Here is a 12265-nt window from a genome sequence, read left to right as displayed (position 1 = left end):
TTTTCCATAGCGCTGGTGATCTTACGAGTATTGTTAATACTCCCGATCTTACTTTTTATCTCTTTTGCGCCGGCCATGACTAATCTCCGAAAGTTTCAACGACCGGGTGCGGTTGCCCACACCCGATATGTTTACCAAGTCTGAGTTGCTTTAAACTTCTCAATAGCGCCTTTTAAAGTCGCTTCGATTTGGTCGTTGTAGTTACCGGTTTTGTTCAGATCAGCCATAAACGCTGCGTGCTCTGAGTGCATGTAAGCAATTAAAGCAGCTTCAAAATCAAGGATTTTGGCAACTTCGATGTCTTTCATGTAGCCTTTTTCGATAGCAAAAATAGACACACCCATGTCAGCCACGCCCATTGGCGCGTATTGTAACTGTTTCATCAGTTCAGTAACTTTCTGGCCGTGGTCTAACTGCGCACGAGTCGCGTCATCCAGGTCAGAAGCGAACTGAGCGAATGCCGCCAGTTCAGAGTACTGAGCTAAGGCTAAACGGATACCGCCACCCAGCTTTTTGATGATTTTTGTTTGAGCAGCACCACCAACACGAGATACCGAAATACCAGCGTTAACCGCTGGACGGATACCGGCGTTGAATAAACCAGATTCTAAGAAGATCTGACCGTCAGTGATCGAAATTACGTTGGTTGGTACGAACGCAGAAACGTCGCCAGCCTGAGTTTCGATAATTGGCAGCGCAGTTAAAGAACCGGTTTTGCCTTTTACTTCACCGTTGGTTAAACGCTCAACATAATGCTCGTTAACACGAGATGCGCGCTCTAACAGACGGCTGTGGAGATAGAATACGTCACCTGGGTAAGCTTCACGGCCTGGTGGACGACGTAACAACAGAGAGATTTGACGGTAAGCAACGGCTTGTTTAGACAAGTCATCGTATACGATCAGCGCATCTTCACCGCGGTCACGGAAGTATTCACCCATAGTACAACCAGAGTATGGCGCCAGGAATTGCAGTGCAGCGGCTTCAGAAGCAGAAGCTACAACAACAATGGTGTGGGCCAGAGCGTTGTGCTCTTCCAGTTTACGTACTACGTTAGCGATAGTAGAAGCTTTCTGACCTATAGCTACATAGATACATTTCACGCCAGAAGTTTTCTGGTTGATGATGGCATCGATAGCTAAAGCTGTTTTACCAGTCTGACGGTCACCGATTAACAGTTCACGCTGACCACGACCGATTGGGATCATGGAGTCAACAGACTTGTAACCAGTTTGCAGAGGTTGGTCTACTGAACGACGGTCGATAACGCCTGGAGCAATTTTTTCTACTGGTGCGAAACCAGCAGCTTCAATTGGACCTTTACCATCGATTGGCTCACCTAAAGTGTTTACCACACGGCCTAACAGACCTGGGCCAACCGGAACTTCAAGGATACGGCCAGTCGCTTTGACTTTAATACCTTCACGCAGGTCCGCATATGGACCCATAACTACAGCACCTACAGAATTGCGTTCTAAGTTCAGTGCGATAGCGTAACGGCTGCCAGGAAGCTCAATCATTTCGCCTTGCATACAGTCAGCAAGGCCGTTGATACGGATAATACCGTCAGTAACAGCGACGATAGTACCTTCGTTGCGAGCTTCACTGACAACTTCGAACTGTTCAATACGTTTTTTGATCAGTTCAGAGATTTCAGTGGAATTCAGTTGCATGCTCTAATCCCCAATTATGACTGCAGTGCAGTAGCTAAACGGTCTAACTTGCCACGAACCGAGCCGTCAATCACCATATCACCGGCTTTGATTAACATGCCGCCAACGACGGTCGGATCTACACTACAGTTCAATTTCACTTTACGTGCTAAGCGTTGCGATAAAGCCGCAATCAGTTTGTCTTGCTGTGCCGCATTCAGCGTAGTCGCAGAAATCACATCAACAGTGGCTTCTTTTTCGTACTCTGCTTTTAATGCAACAAAACCGTCAAACACTGCAGGCAACGCCAGCAAGCGATGATTTTCCGCCATGAGCTTAATAAAGTTCTGGCCATGAGCATTTAACTGCTCACCGCACACTTTTAAAAAGAACTCAGCTTGCTTTTCAGCTGCACCGGCACTTTGCAGTTGCTCGGTGACAAAATCATTTTTTGCTACTTCAGCAGCGAAAAATAACATGCCAGCCCAGGCTTCTAATGCATTGTGCTCTACTGCAAACTCAAACGCCGCTTTGGCGTAAGGACGAGCTAAATTAGTCAGTTCAGACATGGCTCATCCTCAATTAAGTTCTGCGACCAGTTTTTCCAGGATGTCGCTGTGAGCAGCTTCATCTATTGAACGCTGAAGAATTCTTTCTGCACCAGCCACAGCTAAAGCTGCAACTTGCTTACGTAATTCCTCTTTCGCTCTGATCCGTTCAGCTTCAACTTCGGCTTTCGCCTGAGCCAGGATTTTTTCCCGCTCTGCCTGAGCTTTTACGGCAGCTTCTTCAATAATCTGCTGTTCGCGTTTTTTCGCCTGGTCAATTAAAGCAGAGGCTTGCGTCTTTGCTTCTACCAGATGCTGTTTTGCTTTCTCTTGCGCTAAACGCAGATCTTGTTCGGCGCGATCAGTCGCGGCCAAGCCGTCTGCAATTTTTTGCTGGCGAGTTTCAATAGCATTGATGATTGGTGGCCATACATATTTCATACAAAAAAGTACGAACACCAGGAAAGCTATCAATTCACCAATGAGAGTGGCGTTAATATTCACGACCGCTTCTCCTTATTTACAAAGTAAATGGTTCTGTTCAGAGACCGAATTAAGCTATTGCGAACAGCATGTACAGACCGATAGCAACACCGATCATAGCGATAGCGTCGATTAAGCCTGCAACGATGAACATTTTACCTTGTAAAGAACCGGCCAGTTCAGGTTGACGAGCTGCTGATTCTAAGAATTTACCACCTAAAGTACCGAAACCAATTGCAGTACCTAAGGCACCGAAACCGATTAACAGGGCTACTGCGATGTATTTTAAGCCTAATACCATTTCCATGATTTTCTCCAAGTTTCTAAGTTAAAGTTAAAGTTAAAACGAAATCAGTGTTTCTCGTGCGCCATACTCAGGTAGACCACGGTCAGGATAGTGAAAATAAAGGCCTGAAGTGGGATAACCAATAAGTGGAACGCTGCCCAGATGAAATGCAAACCAAAGATCTGGTAAATACCTGTCATAGCGATCAGGATAAAAATCAATTCGCCTGCATACATGTTACCGAACAACCGCAGCGCCAGTGACAGTGGTTTTGCCAGCAGAGCTACGACTTCCAGAATGAAGTTGAACCAGTACAACCAAGGCGTATTAAAAGGTTGAGTAGTTAATTCTTTAATGAAACCACCCACACCTTTAATTTTGATGGAGTAGTAAATCATCAGAATAAATACGCCCAGCGCCAGAGCAATAGTCATGTTCAGGTCGGTGGTAGGTACAATTTTCATGTAGACATGGTGCGGGTCGTAACCCATAGAAGCACCAATTTGCTGAGTTGCATAAGGAATGAAATCTACCGGTACTAAGTCCAGCAAGTTCATCAGCAGAACCCAAACAAAAATAGTCAGTGCTAAAGGCGCTATGACAGGGCTTTTACCATGAAAAGTACTTTTGACTGTAGAGTCGATAAATTCGACCACCATCTCAACAGCACATTGCCATTTAGTAGGAACACCGGCGTTGGCTTTTTTAGCCACAGCACGGAAAGAAAACAGGAACACAAGTCCCATTAGAATTGACCAGCCTAAAGTATCAACGTGAACGGTCCAAAAACCTTCGCCGACACTCCAGTTGGTCAAGTGGTGAGTAATATACTCTTTGCTTGTAATCTCAGCACCTGATGCCATCGTTAGTCCCAATTATCGTAGTTAATTAAAATCGGTATCAGAATTTGTAACAGCAGTGCCACGCTAAAGGCCGTGATAAAAATCCAATGCACTACTGCGACAAATTTAAGCACTGCTAATACCAGCAATGCCACGAGAAAAAATTTGATGGCCTCGCCCCGGTAGATGGATTTCAGGATCAATTGAACCTGATCTGCACCGTGAAAGCGGAACACATACCAGGCAAAGATGGAGTGAGGAAGCATGCCACAGAGCAGCCCCAACAAAGCGGATTTTGCGGATCGTCCATCCATTGCCAGCCAAACTATAGTTGTTATTACGGCTGCAGCCAGAAACTGGCTCAGCAACAACTTAGGAATTAGCGCTAAAGGGCCTTTTTTTTGAGTTTTAAGCACTTCTTGTGGCCTGCTAATCCTGTCAATATTGAATAGTTTAAAGCCTGCGCAAGTATACTTATCTGCCTTTTTTTTGCAAGAAAAAGCGGCCTTACTCAGACTTTTGTCTGTAATAATGAAAAATTACAATAAGGCATCCAAATTACTTTGGTTGTAATTTGCTCAGTATGCCTTCCAGCTCATCTAAGCTACTGTAAGATATCACCAGATTGCCTTTGCCTTTTTTGTTGTAATTAATTTCAACAGGGGCAGCAAAACGCTCACTTAAACGTTGTTCCAATGAACTGACGTCGGGGTCTTTTACCTTTGGAGTGGCTTCAGGGGTAGGTTCAAGCAGGCGGCGCACCAGATTTTCAGTGTCCCGCACTGTCATCTGCTTGGCGGCCACTATGCGGGCAGCATCAGATTGCTGGAGAGCATCTAATGCCAATAGAGCACGGGCATGGCCCATTTCAATATCACCATGTTCCAGCAATAACTTCACATCATCATTCAACTGGTTCAGGCGCAATAAATTAGTCACACTGGCGCGTGATTTACCAACAGCATCAGCTACTTGCTGATGCGTCAGTTCAAATTCGGACAATAAACGCTGCAGCGCTATAGCTTCTTCCATCGCATTTAGATCTTCACGCTGAATGTTTTCAATCAGCGCTATAGCTACAGCAGCTTCATCTGGTACATCTTTGATAATACAAGGAATAACATCCAGTTGAGCTAACTGACTTGCCCGCCAGCGCCGCTCACCTGCAATGATTTCATAGGATTGTTCACCAATCTGACGAACAACAATAGGCTGAATTACACCTTGCGAACGGATGGAACTGGCTAAATCCTCCAGCGCATCCTGTGACATGTCTTTACGCGGCTGGTATTTGCCAGGTTTAAGCCATTCAATCGGCAGTTTTTGCAGTTCACTCCGCTGCGCTGAAGAAAAGTTGGCGTCATTCTGTTGATCAGACACAGGTTTAGTAGTGAGTAAAGCATCTAAGCCCCGGCCTAAGCCACGTTTTTTTACCGACATCTTCAGTTGTATTCCTTGTCAATTAGGCGGGAGTGGAAGTTTTTACAGTCTTCTTATCAGCGCGGCGTAAAATTTCACCAGCTAAAGCCAGATAAGCTTTGGCGCCTGTCGAACCTTTGTCATAGTACATCACAGGGGTACCAAAACTAGGAGCTTCAGCCAGCCGCACGTTACGTGGAATCACCGCCCGATACACTTTATCGCCAAAATGTTGTTTCAGCTGCTCTGACACGTCGTTAGCCAGACGGTTCCGCGGATCGTACATAGTCCGCAAGATACCTTCGATTTTCAGATCGGCATTGACCACAGAAGTCAGCTGATTGATGGTATCCATCAGGGCTGTTAACCCTTCCAGTGCGTAATATTCACATTGCATAGGCACCAGCACGGAGTCGGCAGCGGCCATGGCATTGACAGTCAGCATGTTTAACGCAGGCGGACAATCAATAAAAATAAAATCATACTGCTGGCGGGCATCTTTTAACGCATTACGTAAACGCAGTTCACGGGCAAACACATTCAGCAAACGCACTTCGGCCGCAGTCACATCAGAATTAGCTGCAACCAGATGGTAACCACCTGCGGTTTCTTTCACCACCACTTCGGCAAAAGGTTTTTCTTCCACCAACAACTCATAAGCACTGGCGGGTACAGCGTATTTGTCGACACCACTACCCATGGTAGCGTTGCCTTGTGGATCTAAATCGATCAGCAGTACCTTGCGTTTGGTAGCGGCCATAGAGGCAGCCAGATTGACCGCTGTGGTTGTTTTGCCCACACCACCTTTCTGGTTTGCAATAGCTATGACTTTTCCCACAAGGACCCCAATACGTTTTTGATTAAACTAGACTTTCTCCAACACAACCAAATAACGTTCGGCGTTCAGTGTTGGCACCTGTAACGGATGGCTGCCGACAACTTTAACAAAATTCGGCAAAGCTGCAATTTCTTCTTGAACTAAAGCGCCTTTCATGGCTAAAAACTGGCCATTCGCAGCTGGTAAATGCTGACACCAGTTCACCATATCTGTCATAGACGCAAAAGCGCGGCTCAATACCGCATCATACCCTGTTTCAGGTTGATGATCTTCTACCCGACTTTGAATAGCCTCAAAGTTCTGCAGTTTCAGCTGTAATTTAACATGATTTAAGAAACGAATTCGTTTGCCCAGACTGTCAAGCAGATAAAACTCTTTATCTGGCAATGCGATCGCCAAAGGGATACCAGGTAAACCAGGACCTGTACCTACGTCGATAATACGTTGTCCTGTAACAAAAGGTGACACGACCAGGCTGTCCATAATGTGTTTCACCAGCATTTCTTCCGGATCACGTACTGACGTCAGATTGTAAGCACTGTTCCATTTATCCAGCAGCTGCACATAGGCCACCAGTTGTTGCAGTTGGTGTTCAGATAAAACCAAGCTGGTCTGTGCGACCAGCTTTTTTAATTTTTCCAGCATGATAATCCCAACGCTCAAGCAGATTTGCGTAGTAAACCTTGTTTTTTCAGGTAAACCAGCAATAACGAAATGGCTGCAGGTGTAATACCTGAAATACGAGAAGCCTGGCCCATAGTTTCAGGTTGCACCTGATTCAGCTTCAGTATGACTTCGTTGGACAAACCTTTCACCACTTTGTAATCAAAGTTGGCAGGTAGTCGGGTATTTTCGTTGCGCTCCTGTTTGGAGATCTCATCCTGTTGACGATTAATATAACCTTCGTATTTGATCTGAATTTCGACCTGCTCAGCAGCAGCCGGATCCGCCAAACCAGGACCAATTAAATCAATTTTCATCAGATCCTGATAATTCACTTCAGGACGACGGATCAGATCTTCCAGACTAGCTTCTTTGCTCAACGGGGTTTTCACCAGTTTGTTTACTTCAGCTAAAGCCGCATGTTGTGGGTGGATCCACTGCTGTTTTAAACGCTGACGCTCCAGTTCAATCTGTTCAATTTTCAGGTTAAATGCAGCCCAACGCACATCATCCACCAGGCCCAATTCACGGCCTTTAGCTGTTAAACGAATATCGGCATTGTCTTCACGTAACATCAGACGGTATTCAGCACGGCTGGTAAACATACGGTACGGCTCTTTGGTACCCATAGTCGTCAGATCGTCTATCAGAACACCAACATAAGCCTGATCACGGCTTGGCGTCCAGGACTCTTTGTCCTGAGCAGAAAGCGCTGCGTTCATGCCAGCCATTAAGCCTTGGGCACCGGCCTCTTCGTAGCCTGTGGTACCGTTAATTTGGCCTGCAAAAAATAAGCCTTTGATAAACTTGGTTTCCAGTGAGGTTTTTAAATCTCTTGGATCAAAAAAGTCATATTCAATGGCATAACCAGGGCGGGTGATATGCGCATTTTCCATACCTTTGATGGAACGTACCAAGTTTAATTGCACGTCAAAAGGTAAGCTGGTTGATATGCCGTTAGGATACAGCTCGTGTGTGGTTAAACCTTCAGGTTCAATAAAGATCTGGTGTTTATCTTTATCAGCAAAACGGGTGATCTTGTCTTCGATGGATGGACAATAGCGTGGGCCTATGCCTTCAATCACACCAGTGTACATAGGTGATCGGTCTAAACCATTACGAATAATATCGTGAGTTTGCTCGTTGGTGTAGGTGATGTGACAAGGGATCTGAGTGGGTTGATCCTTGTGGGATCCCATAAACGAAAACACCGGTGTAGGGTTATCACCTGGCTGTGCCTGCATCACTGAAAAATCAACGGTTCTGGCGTCAATACGAGGTGGAGTACCAGTTTTTAAACGGCCTACACGGAAAGGTAATTCACGTAAACGTCGTGCCAATGCTATGGATGGTGGATCGCCAGCGCGGCCACCGCTGTAATTTTCTAAACCAATATGGATCTGTCCACCAAGGAAAGTACCAACTGTCAATACTACAGATTTAGCTTTAAACTTCAGTCCCATTTGGGTTACTACACCACAAACCTGATCGTTTTCCACGATCAAATCATCACAGGCTTGTTGAAAGATCTTCAGATTAGGCTGGTTTTCAAGGACTGATCGCACAGCTGCACGGTAAAGCTGACGGTCAGCCTGAGCTCGGGTTGCACGTACTGCTGGGCCTTTAGAGCTATTCAGAGTCCTGAATTGGATACCAGCGCGATCGGTAGCTCTCGCCATCACTCCGCCTAAGGCATCGATTTCTTTCACTAAATGGCCTTTACCAATACCACCAATGGCTGGATTACAGGACATCTGACCCAAAGTCTCAACGTTGTGAGTCAGCAATAAAGTTTGCATTCCCATGCGGGCCGCAGCTAATGCAGCCTCTGTGCCGGCGTGACCACCACCAACAACGATGACATCAAATGTTTCCTGATAAAGCATATAGGCCTCGAACTCAAACCAGTTCTGTAAAAAGGGCGCGTATTGTAACTGGATCTGAAGCTTTGGGAAATGATTAAAAGTCGATCACGATCCTGAAAAGATCACTAGTAATATATAAGGATCTTTAAAGAGATCTTTTTATTATGTTTACTACTATACAAAGCCTTTTCTGTGGGTAACCTTTGATCTGTTTTGAAGATCAATCAGTTAGAAAGGATCGGATCCTGTGATCAACACAAGATCCTGACTCGAACAAGCGGTGTTTAACTCGCTATTTTATACACAGGGCATAAAACCTCATTTGTTACACAGAGGATAACTTCAGCTTTTACATAAGTTATAACTATACTTATACACATTAGGTATAAATTTTAGTTAAAACTGTGGATATCTATGTGTAACTGGATCATAAGTATGATCCTCTTGCGGGAGGAGTGGATCAGAATATGTTTATAAAGAGCAAAGGCCTCTGATAGATGGGCCTTTGGGTCAATTGAAGCAAAAAATCTTACTGTGTATAAGTAGTAGTGTATCAAGGCAGGGTTTTAATAAATTCAGGCAACCAGACCAAAGCTTGGTCTTCAGGCAATTCAGCGGTTAAAACATCGATATCTAGTCTTGGCAACAATAATCTCCCGCCTAAAGAGGCAAATAAGTCAGAGATTTTTTTACCTGCAAGACAAAAAGTATCGTAACTGGAGTCACCTAAAGTGATCACTGCGTAGGAAACTGTGGTAAGATCTGTTTGATCTTGTGCTAATTGATCCACAAAAGGTTGGATATTATCGGGCAGATCCCCTGCGCCATACGTCGAAGTGACGACTAACCAGATACTGTTTCTGGTTAACAGTGTTAAATCAGGGGTGAGGTGAAGTTTTACTTCATAACCCGCTTTTTCCAAAGTTTCAGCTACCTGTTCTGCTGCATATTCCGCAGCGCCCATTTGGCTGCCCACAAGGATCTCAATCATACTGCATCCTATTGTCAGTGAAATGATTGGCTATACTACTGGAATTAAAACGTGCAAAGCGAATGCTTCTTGCACCTTTTGGGTATTTTTACTGCAAAGCAGGCTCAGTAAATCTACAATAGCACAACCCGTTCGCCTGCGTGTTATTGAGGTTTATACAATATATGTCCGAGTCCATGTCTTTTTCCCAGCTAGCGCTGCCGGAACCTATTCTTCGTGCAGTTTTAGAACTTGGTTATGAACATCCGTCTCCAATTCAGGAAGCGGCTATTCCTAAGTTACTGGCTGGTGAAGACTTGCTAGGCCAAGCCCAAACTGGTACTGGTAAAACAGCTGCATTTGCGCTGCCTTTATTGGCCCGTTTAGATCCGGCCCAAAATGATCCACAAATTTTAGTGCTGGCACCAACCCGTGAACTGGCTATTCAGGTTGCAGAAGCGTTCCAGGCTTATGCCCGTTATATGCCAGCTTTCCATGTTCTGCCTTTATACGGCGGTCAGAATTACACCACTCAGCTAAAAGCGCTGAAACGTGGTTCTCAGGTTATTGTGGGTACGCCAGGCCGTATCATGGATCACCTGGATCGTGGCACTTTAGTGCTGGATAAACTGCGCGCCATAGTGTTGGACGAAGCAGATGAAATGTTGCGTATGGGTTTTATCGATGATGTACAAACCATCATGGATGCTACTCCGCCAGGCCGTCAGGTCGCGATGTTCTCTGCCACTATGCCGAATCAGATCCGCGCTATCGCTCAAAAGCATTTAAAAAATGCTTCTGAAGTGAAAATCGAATCGAAGACCTCTACTGTTGAACGTATTCAGCAGCGTTATGTCATGTTGGACAACAATCAGAAGCTGGATGCGTTAACCCGTATTCTGGAAGGCGAAGAATATGATGCAAGTATCATTTTCGTTCGTACCAAAAGTGCGACTGAAGAAATTGCTGAAAAGCTGGGCGCCCGTGGTTATGCAGTCGCCTGCTTAAACGGTGATATGAACCAGGCTCACCGCGAGCAGACTATCCGTCGTTTAAAAGCAGATCAGTTGGACGTGATAGTAGCAACAGACGTTGCTGCCCGTGGTTTGGACGTAGAACGTATCAGCCTGGTTATCAACTACGACATTCCATACGACAGCGAAGCTTATGTACACCGTATAGGCCGTACCGGCCGTGCTGGTCGTGAAGGTAAAGCTATTCTTTTTGTATCGCCACGCGAGCGTCGTTTGCTGCGTACTATCGAACATGCAACCCGTCAGCCTATTGAAAAAATGTCACTGCCTACAGGCCAGGTGATCGAGCAACGTCGTATTGAAGCTTTCCGTGCTCAGTTAGCTCAGACCATTGAAGCCAGAAATTTAAGCTTCTTCCAGGATCTGGTGAACGACTGGCGTGAAAAGTTAGAAACTACAGATATCGACATGGCTGCAGCTCTGTTGTATCTGGCGCAAAAAGATCAGCCGTTAAATGTGGCATCTCAGTTCCCGGAAATCCGTGAACCACATAGCCGTGACCGTGATGATCGCGGTGGCCGTGATAAATTTGCCCGTGGTGACAGACCTGAACGTTCTGGTGATCGTGCTGAACGTGGCGACCGTCCACCACGTCCACGTCGTGAGTTAAAAGGTGATTACACCAATTACCGCATTGAAGTGGGTAAAGAACATGGTGTTCGTGCTGGTGACATCGTTGGTGCTATTGCCAATGAAGCCAACATCGACAGCCAGTTTATCGGTAACATCAAATTGTTTGATCATTTCAGTACTGTTGAATTGCCAGCCAATATCCCGGCTGAAACTATGCAGCATCTGAAAAAGGTTTATGTACGTAAGCAAAAACTGAACATCACAGTGGATACTGGTTCGCCAGCTGCTGGTTCAGCCCCACGCCGTGAGCGCACTGAAGCTGGCCCAGGCCCGCGTCCAGGTGCTGCACCTCGTGCACCACGTAAGCCAAGAGATTAATCTCTGAAGTAAGGATTTGTCGCAACAAGGTTTCAGACAGTTGCGACGTACCGTCCATCCTTAGACATAAGACCGGCGAAAGCCGGTTTTTTTATCGCTACGACTCTATAAAAACTCATACTGTGCCCATATCTTGATTCACTAGCTTACTTTGGAGCCTGTTATGATTATTGCCTGCCCTCACTGTTCAACCTTAAACCGGGTTCAACCAGAAAAGTTTGCCGATCATCCTAAATGTGGTCAGTGCAAAGACGCGCTTTTCGCCGGTAAACCTATAGAGTTAACCCAGCAGAATTTTGCCAATCAGATCCAAAAATCAGAATTACCTGTAGTGGTGGATTTCTGGGCCAGTTGGTGTGGACCTTGTCTGAACTTTGCTCCTGTCTTTAATCAGGCTGCAGCTGAATTAGAGCCTCAATTCAGGTTTGCCAAAGTCAATACCGAACAGCAACAGCAGTTGGCAGCGCAATTTCAAATTCGCTCTATTCCTACTCTGATGCTGTTTAAAGCGGGTAAGCTGGTTGCGCAACAATCCGGTGCTATGCCAAAGCAGATGTTTTACCAGTGGTTACAGCAACATAGTTAAAAATGCAGCGAAAGCCTGCACTACTGAGTTGGTCGCAAAAGTCTGGATTTGCCTGGCGGCAAAGTCCAGACTGAATCCCAGTTTCCCTATTGTTTTGCGCTATTGTTAAGGAAAAAACATGACATCCA

13 protein-coding genes are annotated in these 12265 nt (G+C 45.6%); 2 read left to right on the top strand and 11 right to left on the bottom strand.

Annotation, left to right across the window (positions count from 1 at the left end; all coding sequences use genetic code 11):
* Positions 1-131: 131 nt before the first annotated feature.
* The 11 genes from atpA to mioC all read right to left on the bottom strand — a co-directional run bounded on the left by atpA (position 132) and on the right by mioC (position 9587).
* The gene (gene atpA / locus LDL40_RS16870; RefSeq protein WP_300996611.1) at positions 132-1673 is read right to left on the bottom strand and encodes a F0F1 ATP synthase subunit alpha; all 1542 of its coding nucleotides are present in this window, start codon (positions 1671-1673) and stop codon (positions 132-134) included.
* A gap of 14 nt (positions 1674-1687) precedes the next feature.
* On the bottom strand, positions 1688-2221 hold the full coding sequence (gene atpH / locus LDL40_RS16865) for a F0F1 ATP synthase subunit delta (protein WP_300996610.1): 534 nt from the start codon (positions 2219-2221) through the stop codon (positions 1688-1690).
* Between the two features lie 9 nt (positions 2222-2230).
* Positions 2231-2704: a F0F1 ATP synthase subunit B gene (gene atpF, locus LDL40_RS16860; RefSeq protein WP_127026380.1), complete on the bottom strand. Its 474-nt coding sequence runs from the start codon at positions 2702-2704 to the stop codon at positions 2231-2233.
* A gap of 49 nt (positions 2705-2753) precedes the next feature.
* Complete coding sequence (gene atpE / locus LDL40_RS16855; RefSeq protein WP_300996609.1) at positions 2754-2990, bottom strand: F0F1 ATP synthase subunit C; 237 nt, start codon at positions 2988-2990, stop codon at positions 2754-2756.
* Positions 2991-3034: 44 nt separating this feature from the next.
* Complete coding sequence (gene atpB, locus LDL40_RS16850) at positions 3035-3832, bottom strand: F0F1 ATP synthase subunit A (RefSeq protein WP_300996608.1); 798 nt, start codon at positions 3830-3832, stop codon at positions 3035-3037.
* 2 nt (positions 3833-3834) lie between these two features.
* Complete coding sequence (locus LDL40_RS16845; protein ID WP_300996607.1) at positions 3835-4227, bottom strand: ATP synthase subunit I; 393 nt, start codon at positions 4225-4227, stop codon at positions 3835-3837.
* Positions 4228-4369: 142 nt separating this feature from the next.
* Positions 4370-5251 (bottom strand): ParB/RepB/Spo0J family partition protein, encoded by an 882-nt coding sequence (locus LDL40_RS16840; protein ID WP_300996605.1) that lies wholly within the window; start codon positions 5249-5251, stop codon positions 4370-4372.
* 22 nt (positions 5252-5273) lie between these two features.
* Positions 5274-6068 carry a ParA family protein gene (locus LDL40_RS16835; RefSeq protein ID WP_053423954.1) on the bottom strand — a complete coding sequence of 265 codons (795 nt, stop codon included), beginning with the start codon at positions 6066-6068 and terminating at the stop codon, positions 5274-5276.
* A 27-nt stretch (positions 6069-6095) separates the two neighbouring features.
* Positions 6096-6713 carry a 16S rRNA (guanine(527)-N(7))-methyltransferase RsmG gene (rsmG, locus tag LDL40_RS16830; RefSeq protein WP_300996604.1) on the bottom strand — a complete coding sequence of 206 codons (618 nt, stop codon included), beginning with the start codon at positions 6711-6713 and terminating at the stop codon, positions 6096-6098.
* A 14-nt stretch (positions 6714-6727) separates the two neighbouring features.
* Entirely contained in the window at positions 6728-8617 is a 1890-nt protein-coding gene (gene mnmG / locus LDL40_RS16825; protein ID WP_300996603.1) for a tRNA uridine-5-carboxymethylaminomethyl(34) synthesis enzyme MnmG, read from the bottom strand.
* 532 nt (positions 8618-9149) lie between these two features.
* Positions 9150-9587, bottom strand: coding sequence for an FMN-binding protein MioC (gene mioC / locus LDL40_RS16820; RefSeq protein WP_300996602.1), 438 nt, complete (start codon positions 9585-9587; stop codon positions 9150-9152).
* A 164-nt stretch (positions 9588-9751) separates the two neighbouring features.
* Here mioC and LDL40_RS16815 point away from each other — a divergent pair, with 164 nt between their 5' ends.
* Complete coding sequence (locus tag LDL40_RS16815; protein ID WP_300996601.1) at positions 9752-11551, top strand: DEAD/DEAH box helicase; 1800 nt, start codon at positions 9752-9754, stop codon at positions 11549-11551.
* Positions 11552-11702: 151 nt separating this feature from the next.
* Complete coding sequence (trxC, locus tag LDL40_RS16810; protein ID WP_300996600.1) at positions 11703-12137, top strand: thioredoxin TrxC; 435 nt, start codon at positions 11703-11705, stop codon at positions 12135-12137.
* Positions 12138-12265: the final 128 nt, after the last annotated feature.

It is taken from the genome of Rheinheimera sp., assembly GCF_020217005.1.
GTDB lineage: Bacteria > Pseudomonadota > Gammaproteobacteria > Enterobacterales > Alteromonadaceae > Pararheinheimera.
The sequence above is the reverse complement of the archived record's forward strand: the minus strand, read 5'-3'. Positions and strand labels throughout refer to the sequence as shown.

Bases quoted from the DNA above. Each gene is read 5' to 3' on its own strand.
- rsmG (WP_300996604.1), bottom strand. From the start codon at position 6,713: ATGCTGGAAAAATTAAAAAAGCTGGTCGCACAGACCAGCTTGGTTTTA.
- mnmG (WP_300996603.1), bottom strand. From the start codon at position 8,617: ATGCTTTATCAGGAAACATTTGATGTCATCGTTGTTGGTGGTGGTCAC.
- LDL40_RS16840 (WP_300996605.1), bottom strand. From the start codon at position 5,251: ATGTCGGTAAAAAAACGTGGCTTAGGCCGGGGCTTAGATGCTTTACTC.
- atpH (WP_300996610.1), bottom strand. From the start codon at position 2,221: ATGTCTGAACTGACTAATTTAGCTCGTCCTTACGCCAAAGCGGCGTTT.
- atpE (WP_300996609.1), bottom strand. From the start codon at position 2,990: ATGGAAATGGTATTAGGCTTAAAATACATCGCAGTAGCCCTGTTAATC.
- LDL40_RS16815 (WP_300996601.1), top strand. From the start codon at position 9,752: ATGTCCGAGTCCATGTCTTTTTCCCAGCTAGCGCTGCCGGAACCTATT.
- mioC (WP_300996602.1), bottom strand. From the start codon at position 9,587: ATGATTGAGATCCTTGTGGGCAGCCAAATGGGCGCTGCGGAATATGCA.
- atpA (WP_300996611.1), bottom strand. From the start codon at position 1,673: ATGCAACTGAATTCCACTGAAATCTCTGAACTGATCAAAAAACGTATT.
- atpB (WP_300996608.1), bottom strand. From the start codon at position 3,832: ATGGCATCAGGTGCTGAGATTACAAGCAAAGAGTATATTACTCACCAC.